16 protein-coding genes, 1 tRNA gene and 1 pseudogene are annotated in these 15470 nt (G+C 36.0%); 8 read left to right on the plus strand and 10 right to left on the minus strand.

Annotated elements, in window-relative coordinates; genetic code table 11:
* Nucleotides 1-26 precede the first annotated feature (26 nt).
* A complete protein-coding gene (locus tag CES88_RS13055; protein WP_290735120.1) occupies nt 27-593 on the plus strand; it encodes a hypothetical protein in 567 nt (188 codons plus the stop codon).
* Here the strand turns inward: CES88_RS13055 and lgt are convergent.
* Together lgt and CES88_RS13065 are read right to left on the minus strand one after the other, a co-directional pair.
* The gene (gene lgt / locus CES88_RS13060) at nt 586-1371 is read right to left on the minus strand and encodes a prolipoprotein diacylglyceryl transferase (RefSeq protein WP_290735123.1); all 786 of its coding nucleotides are present in this window, start codon (nt 1369-1371) and stop codon (nt 586-588) included. The two genes, CES88_RS13055 and lgt, sit on opposite strands and share 8 nt — an antisense overlap.
* 105 nt (nt 1372-1476) lie before the next feature.
* Nucleotides 1477-2325, minus strand: coding sequence for a hypothetical protein (locus CES88_RS13065; protein WP_290735125.1), 849 nt, complete (start codon nt 2323-2325; stop codon nt 1477-1479).
* Between the two features lie 236 nt (nt 2326-2561).
* On the opposite strand from CES88_RS13065, the pseudogene rplU reads away from it, so the two are divergent.
* The 7 genes and pseudogenes from rplU to CES88_RS13100 all read left to right on the plus strand — a co-directional run.
* Nucleotides 2562-2861, plus strand: a pseudogene (rplU, locus tag CES88_RS13070) (50S ribosomal protein L21); the annotation flags it as partial.
* A gap of 88 nt (nt 2862-2949) precedes the next feature.
* Entirely contained in the window at nt 2950-3204 is a 255-nt protein-coding gene (gene rpmA / locus CES88_RS13075; RefSeq protein WP_290735131.1) for a 50S ribosomal protein L27, read from the plus strand.
* Between the two features lie 90 nt (nt 3205-3294).
* Nucleotides 3295-4305 carry a GTPase ObgE gene (gene obgE / locus CES88_RS13080; protein ID WP_290735134.1) on the plus strand — a complete coding sequence of 337 codons (1011 nt, stop codon included), beginning with the start codon at nt 3295-3297 and terminating at the stop codon, nt 4303-4305.
* Nucleotides 4306-4314: 9 nt separating this feature from the next.
* Complete coding sequence (gene rsfS, locus CES88_RS13085) at nt 4315-4782, plus strand: ribosome silencing factor (RefSeq protein ID WP_290735137.1); 468 nt, start codon at nt 4315-4317, stop codon at nt 4780-4782.
* Entirely contained in the window at nt 4782-5234 is a 453-nt protein-coding gene (locus CES88_RS13090; RefSeq protein WP_290735140.1) for a 23S rRNA (pseudouridine(1915)-N(3))-methyltransferase RlmH, read from the plus strand. Before rsfS ends, CES88_RS13090 begins: the two co-directional genes overlap by 1 nt.
* An 84-nt stretch (nt 5235-5318) precedes the next feature.
* Nucleotides 5319-5486 carry a hypothetical protein gene (locus CES88_RS13095; RefSeq protein ID WP_290735142.1) on the plus strand — a complete coding sequence of 56 codons (168 nt, stop codon included), beginning with the start codon at nt 5319-5321 and terminating at the stop codon, nt 5484-5486.
* Nucleotides 5483-5905 (plus strand): hypothetical protein, encoded by a 423-nt coding sequence (locus tag CES88_RS13100; RefSeq protein WP_290735145.1) that lies wholly within the window; start codon nt 5483-5485, stop codon nt 5903-5905. The genes CES88_RS13095 and CES88_RS13100 overlap by 4 nt, the downstream gene beginning before the upstream one ends.
* Before the next feature lie 10 nt (nt 5906-5915).
* Here CES88_RS13100 and CES88_RS13105 read toward each other — a convergent pair whose 3' ends face one another.
* The 8 genes from CES88_RS13105 to CES88_RS13140 form a co-directional block, all read right to left on the minus strand.
* Nucleotides 5916-6914: a tryptophan--tRNA ligase gene (locus tag CES88_RS13105; RefSeq protein WP_290735148.1), complete on the minus strand. Its 999-nt coding sequence runs from the start codon at nt 6912-6914 to the stop codon at nt 5916-5918.
* A gap of 64 nt (nt 6915-6978) precedes the next feature.
* On the minus strand, nt 6979-7683 hold the full coding sequence (locus CES88_RS13110; protein WP_290735151.1) for a hypothetical protein: 705 nt from the start codon (nt 7681-7683) through the stop codon (nt 6979-6981).
* Between the two features lie 115 nt (nt 7684-7798).
* Nucleotides 7799-7882 (minus strand) — tRNA-Leu (locus CES88_RS13115).
* Between the two features lie 92 nt (nt 7883-7974).
* Entirely contained in the window at nt 7975-10629 is a 2655-nt protein-coding gene (locus CES88_RS13120; RefSeq protein ID WP_290735154.1) for a hypothetical protein, read from the minus strand.
* Nucleotides 10626-11579, minus strand: coding sequence for a hypothetical protein (locus CES88_RS13125; protein WP_290735157.1), 954 nt, complete (start codon nt 11577-11579; stop codon nt 10626-10628). Before CES88_RS13125 ends, CES88_RS13120 begins: the two co-directional genes overlap by 4 nt.
* 100 nt (nt 11580-11679) lie before the next feature.
* The gene (locus CES88_RS13130) at nt 11680-12588 is read right to left on the minus strand and encodes an ABC transporter permease (protein WP_290735160.1); all 909 of its coding nucleotides are present in this window, start codon (nt 12586-12588) and stop codon (nt 11680-11682) included.
* Nucleotides 12589-12597: 9 nt separating this feature from the next.
* A complete protein-coding gene (locus tag CES88_RS13135) occupies nt 12598-13539 on the minus strand; it encodes an ABC transporter permease (RefSeq protein ID WP_365993127.1) in 942 nt (313 codons plus the stop codon).
* 65 nt (nt 13540-13604) lie between these two features.
* Nucleotides 13605-15368, minus strand: coding sequence for an ABC transporter substrate-binding protein (locus tag CES88_RS13140; protein WP_290735163.1), 1764 nt, complete (start codon nt 15366-15368; stop codon nt 13605-13607).
* Nucleotides 15369-15470 lie beyond the last annotated feature (102 nt).

A 15470-nucleotide genomic window follows, 5' to 3' on the forward strand; every position in this document is an offset into this window, starting at 1 on the left:
CCAATGATTTTTCACTAGGCTAGCTAATGCGATCACTTAAAAATAATGGCAGAGTATTTGTAATAACCATTCTCGTTGCAAGTGGCCTTCTTGTAAACAGGGCATTTTCTAAAGTTGAAGCCCCAAATTATGATTTTACGTTAAAAAAACTTGAGCCTTTTACTCCAGGAAAAAGCATTGCTGAACTTCCAAAAGAACTAGGGAAAGGTGAAATCACAGAAGACAAAGGTGATACAAAAATTATTCGCTACAACTTGGTTCATGCCAGATATAATTTTCCGATATATGTACAGGAGAAGAAAGGAATCATTTTAGATTTTTACGCAAGATTTCCAACCTACTTTCTACACGATACCTTTCATCAATCTTTAATCAATAAATTTGGCAAACAAACCAAGTATCATCGACAAGAGAATGATGCCCTCTACCTATGGGAAAATGTAAATGGAATAAAGGTTATCTACAGTGGAGCTTGTACTGTCACTTGTTATCCAAACTATATTAGCTACATTCAAGTAACAAATAAAAAGGGAGACTTTGTCCCCCTAATCAAGAAATTTAGCAATAACTTTCTAGGAAAGAAAACTAAATAGGATCTTCTCTTTTTGAATTTAAGTAAATTGCAAAGAAGCCAAATATAATCATTAAAATACAAAGAATCTGACCCATTGTTGTTGTCCCGCCAAAATAATAACCAAGTTGCTGATCAGCTTCTCTGAAGAACTCAATAAAGTATCTAAAGAATCCATAACCAATGACAAATGAGCATGCAATAACTCCATGCCTCTTCACTTTAGTCATTATAAACCACAAGATTAAAGTTAAGAGCAGCCCTTCAGCAAAAGCCTCATAAAGCTGCGAAGGATGTCTTGGGTAAGGGCCACCTGTTTTAAAAACCATTCCAAAAGCTGAATCAGTTACTCTCCCGTACAACTCACCATTTATAAAGTTCCCCATTCTTCCAAAGAAAAGTCCTGGAGTTCCTGCAAGTGCTGTTGCGTCCATTACCTGCGCCCAAGAAACACCATTTTTCCTAGCGAAGTACCAACCACCAAAGAGAAGTCCTGCAAGTGCTCCATGAAAGCTCAGCCCGCCTTGCCATACATAGAAAAGCTCTCCCAAATGACCTGAGTAATAATCCCAATTGTAAATAAATACATATGCAAATCTCGCCCCTAGAAACATGCAGATCAACATTGTCGTAATCATCGTATCGATATTTTCTTTGGGGATTTTATAGAATCCTCTATCTACTAATTTCTTTAATAGATAATTTGCAATAACAAACCCAATTACATACATCATCCCATACCAACGAACGCTCACTGGACCAATTGAGAAAATGATAGGATCTATATTTAGTGGATTCATGTAACTCTCCTGCATATTAAAACCAATATGCATTTATGCTACTCTTCTTAACTGTGCTTTACAATCTTTTAGAAAAAACTGGCCACGGATGTGGCCAAGAGAAAGTTATAAATTTAAGTTTGTTCGCGGCTGAAAACTTTCAGTTGGATAAACTAATCCCTCATAAGTTCGACAAACTGACTGAATCATTTGCCTCGTAGGAATCGTCATTCCACCATAACTAAAGTATGAGCAATGAGCAGATAGGAACGAGATAAATTGTTCAGGACTCATTTTAATTGATCTATCTTTTAAACTATTGTCTAACTTTAAAAGTTTAAATGAATTCTTCATTTTCTTTTGCCCATCTTGCGTATAAAGCCATCTTTTAAAAACATCTATAAAGACAACCTCACCTCCGGCTTCATTTGGTTTTTGCACAACCATTCCCTCATCAACAGGAACACCCCAAAAACCAATAATTCCTAAAGGGGCCAGTGACCAAGAAAGAAATCTCATCAAAATCATTTTCGTTGCAAGTTCCACCCCATCAGTTCCGAGGTCTTCAGTACATCCCATTTCCCATTCTTTAAAAGAATGACCATAGACCATCAAGGCGACGCCTCTATAACGATAAACATTATAACTATCTTTTGGATGAATACTTTCGCTTCCAAATTTATCCGATTCACTATAGAGCCCTATCTGACGCATAACCCCAGGAGAAGCTTCATTTATAGTGAGAATTCTTCCGAATTTCTCTCCATCAAAGTCCGTGAGCATTTTTTCTGACTCTGCGCTAGATAACTCATCAAATTTCATTTTCTTTAAGAGATCCAGAAAATCGGAGTGAAAACTCGACAGATTTAAACGTATATAAATAGGGAGGCCTAGTCCTTTAAAGTACTGAAAATAGGTATAGTTACTCTGCTCCATAAAATCCTCGCTTAAATCTCTTCCCCAAAGTACTGACAAGGCCAGTATTTATCGGGATTTCCCCTACTAACTTATCGACATTCAATATATTTTCCTTAAAAGTTTCTTTCATTAATAACGATGAAAAACCCTTCATTTCTCCTTAAAATCTTGACATAAGGCCCCAAATTTTATACATCTTCTAGATTCTGAATAAAAGTGACCAAGTTTAGGGTAACAAGATTCTCCAAAAAACTGTGAGGACCCCTGAGTTTGTCAAATACTAGGAGTATTAAATGTACGGAGTTGTTGAAATCTCAGGACACCAGTATAAAGTTCAAGCTGGAGATGTTCTTGATGTTGAAAAACTAAGTAGCGAAGCAGGTTCAACTGTTGCGTTAGAAAAAGTTCTATTCATTGGTGGAGAAAAACCATTAATTGGTCTTCCTACTGTAAGTGGTGCAACTGTTACTGCAAAAGTAATTAAGCACGAAAAATCTAGAAAGATTATCGCTTTCAAGAGAAAGCCAGGTATGTACCAAAAGAAGATGGGTCACCGTCAAAACTATACTGCCCTTTTAATCACTGAAATCAATGACGGTAATGGTAACATTACTAAAATCGATGCTGATTCAAAAGCTGCAAAGAAATTTTTAAAATAAGTTTAAATTAGGAGAATAAGTCATGGCACACAAGAAAGCCGGTGGTTCAACAAGTAACGGACGTGATTCAAACCCAAATATGTATGGGGTAAAGAAATTTGGTGGTGAGAAAGTCATCGCTGGAAATATTATCATCAGACAAGCAGGGAATAAATTCCACGCAGGTCCAGGTGTTAAAGAAGGAAAAGATTGTACTCTTTTCGCTGTAACTGAAGGTTCGGTTAAATTTTCTTACTACAACAAGAAGAAAAAAATCGTATCAGTTGTACAAGGTTAATTGATATTTTCAAAAGATCATAATAGAAGGGAATCCTAAGGGATTCCCTTTTTTTATATGGGCAAAAAAAACTTAAGAGTGAGATAGTTAATGCGGTTTATAGATGAAGTTCTAATCACAATTATAAGCGGAAATGGTGGCAATGGTTGCTCAAGCTTTCGAAGAGAGAAGTTCTACCCACTAGGTGGCCCAGATGGTGGTGACGGTGGAGATGGTGGAAATATCTATATCCAGGCCGACAATGGCATTAACACTCTTGTAACTTTTAGAAGTAAGAGAATCTTCAAGGCCGAACATGGTCAAGATGGTATGAATTCACAATGCCACGGTCGCTACGGTGAAGATCTAACTCTGAACGTTCCTGTTGGTACAATTATAAGATCAGCTGAAACAGGTGAAATTATTGGTGACCTTACTGAGCACGGAGAGAAAATTCTTATGGCCGAAGGTGGTCGTGGCGGAATTGGAAATATTCACTTCAAATCCTCAGTTAACCAAGCGCCAAAGACTGCAACGCTTGGAAAAGAAGGTAGAACAATTGAAATTGAGCTAGAGCTTAAACTCATTGCAGATATTGCTCTAATTGGTCTACCAAATGCTGGTAAATCAACTCTTATTTCTTCAATCTCAGCAGCTAAACCAAAGATAGCTGATTACCCTTTTACAACTCTTGAACCAAACCTTGGTGTTGTAGATATGGGAGATAATCAATCATTCGTTGTAGCTGACATACCTGGTCTGATTGAAGATGCCTCAGAAGGAAAGGGACTTGGAATAAAGTTCTTAAAACACATTGAAAGAACGAAGGCCTTTGTTCACCTAGTCGACGTTTCATGGTGCTTAGACGAATTTGAAGCCTTTGAGCAATATGTCACAATTAGAGAAGAACTTAGAAAATATAATGAAGACTTACTTACTAAGAAAGAGCTAGTTTGCTTAACAAAAATTGATGCAATGACCGATGAAGAAATTCAGAAGTATATTACATTCTTTGAAGAGCAGATTGATAGAAAGGTACTTCCCCTTTCAGCCGTATCAGGAAGAAATATTGGTCTTTTAAAGTCTTTGATGTTAAAAACTTTTGAAGATTACGAGGCGTAAGAGAGATATATGAGCACAGATTTTATCACTAAAGAAGTTCAAAAAATTGTTAAAGAGCAAAAGCTAGAATATCCGTTGAATATCGCAATGGCGACAGCTTGGATTCTTGGAAACTTTAAAGGCATTAACTTAAAAATTTTAGATGTTGCTAAATCAAGCTCTCTAACAGATTTCTTTGTTCTAGGCTCTGCAACAAACCCAACAATGGCCCAATCTATGGCCGATGAAATAACAAGACAACTTAAAGGTCACGGCTATGAAGTCATCTCAAGAGAAGGCTCTAAAAAAGGTGACGATTGGATTCTTCTAGATTTTGGAGACATCATTGTTCACGTATTTCTAGACGTATCTAGAAGCGTTTACGACTTAGATAATCTCTGGGAGAATGCGACGGAAGTTGAAATTCCAAACTCATACTACTTCTCTTCAGATGATGAAGAAAAGTCAGAAGATGCGACTGGAAAAAGTTACTTCTAGTGAAAGACATTCATCTTATCGTAGTTGGAAAATTAAAGGATAAGAACTTAGAAGCACTTGAAGATAATTATTTAAAACGAATAAAGTCACCAAAACTTCACATCCACGAAGTTAAGTCACATAAAGAAAATTTAGATTTAGAGGCCAATGAAGTTGAGAAGAAACTCAACGACATTGGCGCTACTTTTCCAATTCTTCTTGCAGAAAATGGTCAACTATTTGATAGTCCTAAGATGTCTAAGTGGCTCTTCAATCTACTAGAGGTGAAGTCAGAGAAGATCGTTTTTATTATAGGAGGAGCAAGTGGACACGGAGAAAAGATCATTCAGAGATCTAAGCAAAAACTTTCCCTATCCCCTCTAACTTATCCACATAAACTCGCAAGAATTCTCTTCGTAGAGCAAATCTATAGAGCATTAACCATCAATTCAGGTCACCCCTATCATAAGTAGTTCTATTTCTAGAACACTTAAGTAACTAGAAATCAGTTAACTAATTGGCACGCCCTTTGCTTACTCATAAGCAAGGAGATTTCAATGAAAAATATAAATCACTTGGATGTCGTAATCATTCTAGCGGGAATACTCCCCTTTTTATTTCTTAGTTTTTCAAAAGTGACGGATGGCTACGTACTATTCATTCTTATGAATTTTATTTTAATGACAATAACGTTTATAAATTTAAAAAAAGGAAGATCAAAATGAAGTTTTTTCTACTACCACTTATTCTTATTATTTCCATGAATATTACCATGGCAAATGAAGACTTCTGCTTTACAGGAATAGAGGGATTAAAGATGAATTCTATTCAAAAGAGTAATAAGAAAATGAGTTGCCAAGACAGAGACTCACTCGTAGTGGCGCTTCAAGCGGGAACTCTCACTCTTGGAACGATAACGGCCCTATGCACTTGGGCGCCCGAGCCTGCTCTCACAAAAGTTAGTGCAGCAGTCATTGCTACAGGTGGACTAATTTTGAATTATGCGACTTTCCTTGTTAGAAACTCGCCATGTAATTCATCTGAGGAAAGAGTTTTAAACGACTATGAAAGAAGAGAGTTCTTAGAAAAAATGTGTTCAGCTATGGATAAGAACTATAATGAGTATACTGAAAAGTGCGAGTGAGAACTCGCGCTTAGCTAATTACACCTACTGCTTTTTTAACTTCTTTTAAAAACTCAGCGGCCTTTGGTCTTACTCTTTCAGCGCCCTCTTTTAAGACCAAGTCAATTTTAGACTTATCTGCAATCAATTCATTATATTTCTCGCGAGGCTCTCTGAGGTATTCGTTTGCAACATTAAAGAGTTCTAGCTTAGCTTCTCCCCAACCAATTCCCTTTCTATACCATGCATCGAGTTCTTTAATTTGGGCTTCGCTAGCAAAGAGTTTATAGAAGTCAAAAATTACTGAATCATTTGGATCTTTAGGAACTTCAGGAGCTGTTGAGTCCGTCGCAATCTTATTAATCGTTTTCTTCAATTTCTTCTCAGGTAAAAATAATGGGATATGGTTTCCATAACTCTTACTCATCTTTCTTCCATCTAGTCCGGGAACAAGAGCTCCCTCCTGGGCCTTTGCTTCAGGTAGAGTAAAAATATCTCCATAGATATGATTAAATGAACTCGCAATATCACGAGCAATCTCAATATGCTGTAATTGATCTGCACCAACGGGAACTACATTAGTTTTAAGAAATAAAATGTCACAGGCCATTAAAATTGGGTATGTATACACACCCATATTCACACCATGGTCAGTATCGCGTTTTTCAATTTCATTACTTTGTACAAGGGCCTTATAGGCGTGGGCCCTATTCATAAGCCCCTTTGCAGTAAAGCAAGAAGTGATCCAGTTTAATTCTAAGATTTCAGGAATATGGCTTTGTTGATAAAGAGTCACTTTTGAAGGATCAAGCCCCAGCGCCAACCAAGTTGCTGCTACATCATAAATATATTCTCTAAGAACTTCTGGCTGATGGACAGTGATAAGAGAATGATAATCTGCTATAAAGTAATATCCTTCATAATCACCAGAGTTTGCCATTTCAAGTGCTGGCTTAATTGCTCCAAAATAATTTCCAAAGTGCGGAACACCTGTTGGCTTGATACCTGTTAAACTGATTTTCTTACTCATACTTTTCCTATCAACATTAATCTATGACTCATAAAGTTACAATAATAGGTAGGTGAAAACAAGACTAATCTTTAAACATCTCTTCAAGTTGTTTATTTGATTCTTTTAACTTCTCAAGGTTTTTATTCATTTCTTTCAAAGCCGAACTTCCTTCTATTAGGCTCTTAACCTTCTTAGAATCTTCAGTTTCTTTACCATGATATAAATCATTGAGAGCGCCTTCAGTATTTACAGTGTTCTCAGATCCTTCAAAAGAAAAACTAGATGGTGAACCAAGAGTTGAACAGTTTAAAACTCTCCCCTCTTTATCTAACTCTAAGCTTAATTTTACAACTCTAACGTACTTCTTAGCCCCATAAGACTTTCCTACCTTAGAAAAGTTAAACACTAGTTGCATAAGCCCTTTGAACTCAGAATCTTTTTCAAAATTTCTTGTCGTTATAGAGTCTAATCTAATTAAACCTAACTCGTAAATTTCGCCTTTTTTATAAATTGGTTTCCCATTGGATTTTAGAATATCTTCTAATTCAAATTCAACTCCATCCTTCAAATATACTCCCTCAAAGTTCTTAGCACAGTAACCTGGCCTTGCAAGATATGCTTTTGCCTCTGAGTAAAAGTTTTGAACTGCAGCTCTGGAGCGAAGAGATTTTTCCGATAATGTTTGATTTTCCATTAACTTCATCATCCCAAGTGATAACAACCCCATCATTCCAGCGGCCATCATAATTTGGACCATGGAAAAACCATTATTATTTAATTTTCTCATTAGATAATTATATTAAGCATATGAGCAAGAAGGTATCGGAAAAGAATTCCTATTTAGGAGTATTTTTGACACAAAAAAAGACTCGTTTGAAGAGTCTTAAATTGTCATATCTAAATGGTGCCCAGGAGAGGACTTGAACCTCCACGCCAAAGGCACTAGATCCTAAGTCTAGCGTGTATACCAATTTCACCACCTGGGCATATATTCGAGTGATATGACGTCCTGTATTTTTAATGGTTCTGGCCAGAAATGACAAGTAAAAATTTAGATTTTTTTGAAATAGTTAATAGATTAAGCCGCTTTCTTTTTATTTATAGCTAATTTTCTTTCGAATTCTGTAACTTTAGATTTCAGGAGGTTGGCTTCTTGCTTATATTTGAGAATTTCTTTCTTTTTCTCTGCCAACTCAGCCTTTGCCTTATCTGACTCTGCTTTGAAGTTATTATTCAACTTTTCAAGTTGTTTGATTTTATGCTGAAACTTTGCACTATCTGACGACTGAGTAGAGCTTCGACCTGAACCATTTTTACTGCTTGATTCTTCGACCTGTGCTGTTAAAAATTTATTCTTCTGCTCAAGTTGCTTTATCTTAAGTCCAATCGCTTTATTCTGATCGCTTCCTTTTTTAATTTCTAAGACAAGCTTTTCAATTTCTCTTTCTTTTTCTACAACTAAGTTTTGGTCAGATTCTAAATTTCTGCTTGGCACGACAACTTCTGATAACTCTGCTTGAACTTTTTTTAAGTTTTCAACTTCTGCTCCCAACTCTTTATTCTCTTTTTGTAATTTATTTATAATTACCTGACTCTTCATCATCTTCTCTCTAAAGTGAGTCGTGTCAGCATCTGCCTTAGAAGTAGAATTTCTTTTCTCATCCTCTAGTTTTGTATTTAAAGTTTCACTTCTCTCTTTTGCTTCTTCTAGCATCGTCTCCAAGGTTTTAATCTTAGACTCATACCCTTTAGCCTCTGCACTTGCTAAACCCTTATGAAGAACATGGTCTATCGCCTCATTTGTTCTCTTCTCAGTTTCATTATTAGTAACGATATTTTCTGTATTTGTTTTTAAAATTTCTATTTGTTTATTCTTTCTTTCAAGCTCAGTGTTTAATCTTGAAATCTCAACATCGTGACGAACATCGTCGACCTTATTATTCTTACTTGATGAAACTAGAAGTTCTTTTTTCATAACATCTATTAATTTCATCATACGACTAAGCTGAATGTCTTTCTTAGCTGAGGCTTCTTTTAATTTTTCAAACTCAGTACTATCAAAAGAAGGGACTTCTCTCTTCTCATCAGAAACTGTTTCAAGAACCGAATCATTTAAGAGACCTTGAACTAAAGCGGAGGATTCGCCTTCTGAAATATTCATTCTCTCTCTAAGCATAGTTGATACTTGAACACTTAGATCTTCATGCCCTTTAATTTCATCACTAGAAATTTTTCTCTTAATATCAGCAACGAGGCTATCTCTAGTGCTTCTCCACTTTGGTAATTCACCTTTCACATTAGAAAAATCTCTCTCCGCCTCTTCATTAACCTTAAGACTCTTTACTTCAAGAATATCTTTATTTTGTCCAAGATCCTCTTGAGAGCCATTGATGATAACTTTTTCGTTATCTTCCTCTTCTTTAGAGCCTTTAATTAGTTGTGACGTTTCCCCTATATCTTCTCTAGCACCTTTAATAACTGTCGTCGTCTCATCAGCTTCATCCACCCATCCTGAAACTCTTTCGATTGCCTCTGTGTAGTCTTGAACACCAAGACTTACAATTTCATTGGCCTCATCAATATTTAAGGACTCTACTTTCTTTAGGAATTTTTCTAATATTTCTTTTTGATTACTGGAAGTCTTTTTAATTTCTAAAGATTCTTTAATTTCATTATGTTTCTGTGAGTTTAATAGTAAATTTAAAATTTCTTCTTTAGAATCTAGGTCTAATTTTGATATTAAATTCTGATTTGGATAATCGCGGAGCACACCTGCCAAGCTATCTAATGTGATTTCTTCAACATCAATTTCTTTCATTTCTAGAAAGTTAACAATTCTTGAAATTGAACTCAGTGAGATACTTTTTCCCTTGTCCTTACCTAGTTCCAAATGAAGATCTTCTTTATAATTGATTTTAACTTTATTAGGCTTCTCACCTTCAAGAGAAGGTCTCACTGCTTTAAACTTGTCGATCCCATGAATATAAATTGACTTAGAACTACTCACATCTTTAGTCCATGCAGATGTAATCACAAGCTTACTAGAACTTTTTAGTGTATAAATATCTAACGATGTAGCCTCTTTGCCCATGCCAGATAAACTTCCTTCCTCTTTAGAAAGCGCCTTCCAGACAAGCTCACTATAGAATTTTTCAACAGGAAAATGAGCTTGTAAAAAAAAGGTGTCACCACATATTCCAAAATCGACATCGAGAGGAAATGATCCTTTCTCTTTCTGAATAACCTCAGACACATAATTAAACAAATGAAAAAGTCCCTTCTTTATATTAAAGAAGTCAAACCCTTCTTCAGCAGCTTTTACCGATATGGAATCACAATAGAAACCTGAATTTAAATGATCGGTAACTTTAACTTTTCCAAGAGAGCGCAATTCCTCTGTAAGACCACTATTCACTTGAAGAGTTGCGCTATCACCTAAGAGTCTCTTAAAGAAGGTTCTCTCTATTTCGCTCTGTAATAATTCGCTAGATATTACTGCGACACCACCCATTTCAAAAAAGGATTCACGGTCATCAGTTTCTCCAAACAAAATAAACCTTCCCTCTTTAGAACCTATTGCATCAACATGATCAATAAGAGTGAATTCATAATCAAAGTCAGGGCTATAGGATGCTTCTATGACATAGTCTAATTCGGCAAGAATAGAAGTTACAGACTCTGGCAGATCGCCTTTCACTAAATTTAGGATATACTTTTTTACTTTATCCATCATGAGGCTATTTGCTCCTGATTGGCTACGTCTAAAAATATATCTCTAATACTCTCTTTAAATGATTTAACAAAAGAGTCATCCTCTTCGCTTTCTTTAAAAATTCCTTTAAGAAACTCAACACCATCATTTTCTGAAAAATCAAATTCTGAGTAAGGAAGAGTTCTTTCTATGAAAATTGAAATTTTTTCAAGCTCACTTAATTCATTAAAATTGAGCCCTATTCCTTTTTCACTGCCTTCAAATTCTTCGTGATGGAATTGAATCAGTCTGGAGAGATGCTTATGACTTAATTGATAATATTTTGATTTCTCATAGGCCATGAGAGACTCGCTAATATGATCGAGATCACCAATCTTATAAGTATTCTTTGCGTATGAGTAATCATTGAAAAAACTTATATTATAAAGATCTGTTAAGAAACTTCCGTGAGTATATCCTGCAGACAAGGCAAGAAGAGTTACTAGGGAAGAAAATAAACTCGCTCTTCTAAGTGTACTCAGAGCATGTTGATCCATCTCTTCTTCAAAGCTTGGAGAAATTTTATAAAATGTATCTTTGAAAATAATTACTAGGCTCAATAGAGATCCATCTAAATCTCCATTCCAATAAGTTGGTAGAATGTGTTTGAGCAATGAATCTCGATATGAAAGTCTTTCTCTCTCATTTGTGGACACGAGAAGCTTTGAGAGAAGGTCTTTAGCCACAGCTATAAAATCTTCATTACAAACTTCATTTATAAATAAGTATTCTGTTACTTTTTGAAATTTTTCTAGTTTTGAAAAGTCGAGATAGTCTCCGCAGTGAAGAAGCTTAACAAGTTTACCATCTGACTTCTTCCAATATAGATCCCCATGAGAAGTTTTCATCTTCTCAAGGTCGTTAAATGAAATGGGTCTTAACTCTCCAATAGCTTCAGCAGAACCCTTAGATGAGTCTAAATTTTTAAACATGCATTTCTCCACAAAACTTATCGGAAAAATACAGTAAATGATTAGAATTAAAGAAAAAAAAAGCCTCCAGAAACGGAGGCTAAAGTGCCGAAATTATGTTTTATTTTCCCTTAAGCTTAGGATCTAGTGCGTCTCTAAGAGCATCTCCTAGCATATTAAGAGAGAGAACAACTATCATCATAGCAAGAGTAGCTGCTCCAAGTTGCCACCAGACACCTCTTGCAAGCTCAAGTTTAGCATCGTCAATCATTGTTCCCCAACTAGGTCTACCTTGAACTCCTAGACCTAGATAAGAAAGAATCACTTCTGTCTTGATCGCCGTTTGGAACATTAATGAGAAGTTGATTATCACTAAGTGAGATACGTTTGGAAAAATGTGCTTAATAAGCTTTCTAGAGTGTCCTCCGCCTAGTGCAGATGCCGCTTGAACGTAGTCTCTATTCTTATGTCTCATTACCTCACCACGGATCAGTCTACAAAGATTCACCCATGAAGTAAGCCCTAGGGCCACATACATTGAAACAAGTCCTCTACCAAGAACAAATGAAAGAGCTACTAAGAGCATAATTGTTGGGATTGATTGAAAGCAAGTGTAGAACCAAACAATTACTTCATCTACTTTTCCACCGAAGTACCCTGCGATACTTCCCATAACAACACCAATACAAACAGAAATAAGAGCGGCTACAAGTCCAACCGACATCGCAACTTCCGTTCCTTTAATCATTTTTGTAAAAACGCTTCTTCCGAAAATATCTGTTCCAAATAGGAAGTCTCCGCCTGGAGCTGAGTAAGAAGGCCCTACTTCAACTGCCCAGTCAGAAGCAATGAGACCAGTTGCTGAAAGAACTGATATAAGTGCATACACTCCAACAATGATCAATGACATTACGGCCATTTTATCTTTAAAAATATTTTCGACGGCATGATCCCAAAGGGATTTTGATTTCTTCAATTTAGATTCCTCTATTTCTACACCCTCTACGGATTGAATACTTGATTGTGACACTTCTCACTCCTACTTAAGTCGAACTCTTGGATCTACAATTGTGTACAGAACATCAGTAATAACGCTAAAGATGATATAGGCCATTGCTGTCAAAATAGTCATTGCCTTAATTACTGGAAAGTCTGAATTATAGACACCATTCAATGTGATTCCACCAAGACCTGGAATACTGAAAAAGCTTTCTAAGAGGAGAGCTCCAAGTATCAGGAAAGGGATTTGAATAACAACAAATGTGATAATAGGTATCATTGCATTCTTTAAAACGTGCTTAAACAAAATAACTCTTTCAGAAAGACCTTTCGCCTTAGCCGTTCTTACATAATCTTGATAGATTTCATCTAGCATTACTGTTCTATAAAATCTCACATCAGGACCAATCGAGAGAATAATCCAAATGATAATTGGCAGAACAACATATGGAACAAAGTCAGGAAAACCAGACTCATAACCAGAAATTTCAAACCAACCTAACTTATAAGCAAAGAACCATTGCCCAAATAGGATATAGGCAAGAGAAGTAATACTCATCAGAAGTACGCAAAAGAATACCGCGCACTTATCAATCCATTGCCCTCTAAAGAAAGAAACAACGAGAGAAATTGATACTGCAATTATTGTAGAGAGCACAAATGCTGGTAAAGTCAGAGTTAAAGATGGTATTGCACCATTTTTAATCATCTGAATAATTTCCTGCTTAGTTGTCCACGATCTACCAAAATCAAAAGTAAATGCTGATTTAACAATATCTAGGTACTGGGCCCACATTGGCTTATTTAGTCCTAATTCGTTTCTAAGGTCTGCAATTTGAGAAAGTGTTGCATGTTTTCCAAGCATAATAAGGGCCGGATCTGGCGCAACAACATTAAATATAATAAATATTATCAATGCGACCCCTAGGATTGTAGGGATTATGTAAAATAATCTTCTTAAGATGTACTGCCACAAATTCAAAATTAACCACCTGATTAATGTAAAAAGCCCTCTACAAGAGAGGGCCGAGATTTTTAAGTTATAACTTAAAGTTTTTCAATAGATTTAGCTTTAAGCTCCGAATCAATATTTAAATACTGAGCCTGACCTGTTTCAAAGTCAGTGGACATATAATTCTTTAAGAATGAATGTCTAAGCGTAAAGTTTTGTCTATGAACACCGTAGATCCATGGAGCTTGCTCAGCTGCAATTCTATTCATTTTCTCATAGAGAGCTGTTCTCTCAGGAGAATCTTGCATTACAGAGGCTGTCTTAAATAATTTATTAAATTCTGGATTATTATATCCCGAACCATTTGCTCCTGGAGCTTTATTTGGTCCGTATAAAAGTTGTAAGAAGTTTTCTGCATCTGGATAATCCGCTCCCCATGCAATTCCGTAAAGCATTACTTGCCTTTTTGTAATCTTCTTCTGAAGTTCTGGCCAAGGATTAGTTACAACTTTAATTCTTACTCCGATTTGAGCAAGTTGTTGCTTCATGTAATCACCAATTTGACGAGAAACAGTTCCCGATGGGCAATCGTAAGTAATCTCTGGAAGACCTTTACCTTCAGGGTAACCTGCTTTTGCAAGTAGTTTCTTAGCTTCTTCGATATTTGGTCCTCTATAAGGAGAGACATAGCCTGGGATATTTCCAGCAATTCCTGGAGGAACTACTGACTGAGCCGGAAGAGAAGTGTTGTTGTAAAATAGCTCATTAGACTTCACAACATCATATGCAAGAGACATTGCTCTTCTTAAGTCAGCATTTTGAAAAAGTTTTAAATCATGATTAAACGCTGTGTAAGTAACATCAAGAGATGGATTGATCAGAAGACTAATCCCTTTTTTCTCATATTCAGGAGACAGGTTTCTATCAGGAGTTACTGCTGAATCAAAGTTATCTTTTGGAATTCCAATGAAATCAACTTTTCCTTTTAGAAAGTTTAGCCATCTTGGTTGAGATTCAATAATAACATTCACTACTACCTTATCTACTAATGGAAGCTCTTTACCAGCATCTTTTAAAAAACCTGCTGCCTTAAATTCATCGCTCGCCTCAGTTGGGTAGAGCTTCTTTCTAAAGTTAGGGTTCTTTGTATAAACGATTTTCTTCGTCTGCTTAAACGTTGGAAGAATAAATGGACCAGTTCCCACAGGATGGTTTAAAAATTCCTTTCCGTATTTTTCAACAACTTCTCTAGGAGTTGCAAAAGTAAACGGCATGGCTAAAGAATAAAGAAACTGAGGGAATGGTTTTGTTAATTTAAATTCCACAGTATATTTACTTGTTGCTTTTAAACCTTCAACTACTTCATCATAATCTACACTTGGAAGATCTGAATACTTTTCTCTCCACTCATTAAGTCCCTTAATTTTTCCATCAAGTAACCACCAACCAAGTCCCTGAAGCTTTGGATCAGCAAGTCTCTTTATAGAGTATACAAAGTCCTCTGCAACAAGTTCTCTACCCTTTCCATTTGGAAATGCAGAATCATCATGGAAGAGAACACCTTGGCGAATATTAAAAGTATAAGTAAGGCCATCTTCAGAAACAACTGGCATTGACTCAGCAAGGTTAGGAACAAGAGTGTATGGTCTTTTTAAGTAGTGGTACTCTAATAGACCTTCGTAAACACGACCTACTTCATTACTTGAATAACGGTCATTTGCATAAATTGGATCCATACCTTTAACTTCAGCAGATACAGCAATATTTAGCGTCTTACCCGTTTCCACGTTCTTCTTTGTACAACTTGCAAATCCAATAAGGAGAGCGATTGCTGTAAAAAGTGTTGTAAACTTCTTCATAGTAAATTTCCTCTGTTTAGTTTTCTTCCAAAACCTAGCAATGTAACTTAAAATCTATACAAAATTATTTAGAGAATATCTAGGAATTAAAGGAAAAGACTT

Source organism: Halobacteriovorax sp. JY17, from assembly GCF_002753895.1.
Taxonomy (GTDB): Bacteria; Bdellovibrionota; Bacteriovoracia; order Bacteriovoracales; family Bacteriovoracaceae; genus Halobacteriovorax.

What these genes read in the sequence shown, in the direction of transcription:
- CES88_RS13055 (WP_290735120.1), top strand. Translation starts at nt 27, where the DNA reads ATGCGATCACTTAAAAATAATGGCAGAGTATTTGTAATAACCATTCTC.
- obgE (WP_290735134.1), top strand. Translation starts at nt 3,295, where the DNA reads ATGCGGTTTATAGATGAAGTTCTAATCACAATTATAAGCGGAAATGGT.
- lgt (WP_290735123.1), bottom strand. Translation starts at nt 1,371, where the DNA reads ATGAATCCACTAAATATAGATCCTATCATTTTCTCAATTGGTCCAGTG.
- rpmA (WP_290735131.1), top strand. Translation starts at nt 2,950, where the DNA reads ATGGCACACAAGAAAGCCGGTGGTTCAACAAGTAACGGACGTGATTCA.
- CES88_RS13125 (WP_290735157.1), bottom strand. Translation starts at nt 11,579, where the DNA reads ATGTTTAAAAATTTAGACTCATCTAAGGGTTCTGCTGAAGCTATTGGA.
- CES88_RS13105 (WP_290735148.1), bottom strand. Translation starts at nt 6,914, where the DNA reads ATGAGTAAGAAAATCAGTTTAACAGGTATCAAGCCAACAGGTGTTCCG.
- CES88_RS13110 (WP_290735151.1), bottom strand. Translation starts at nt 7,683, where the DNA reads ATGAGAAAATTAAATAATAATGGTTTTTCCATGGTCCAAATTATGATG.
- CES88_RS13140 (WP_290735163.1), bottom strand. Translation starts at nt 15,368, where the DNA reads ATGAAGAAGTTTACAACACTTTTTACAGCAATCGCTCTCCTTATTGGA.
- CES88_RS13100 (WP_290735145.1), top strand. Translation starts at nt 5,483, where the DNA reads ATGAAGTTTTTTCTACTACCACTTATTCTTATTATTTCCATGAATATT.
- CES88_RS13095 (WP_290735142.1), top strand. Translation starts at nt 5,319, where the DNA reads ATGAAAAATATAAATCACTTGGATGTCGTAATCATTCTAGCGGGAATA.
- rsfS (WP_290735137.1), top strand. Translation starts at nt 4,315, where the DNA reads ATGAGCACAGATTTTATCACTAAAGAAGTTCAAAAAATTGTTAAAGAG.
- CES88_RS13120 (WP_290735154.1), bottom strand. Translation starts at nt 10,629, where the DNA reads ATGATGGATAAAGTAAAAAAGTATATCCTAAATTTAGTGAAAGGCGAT.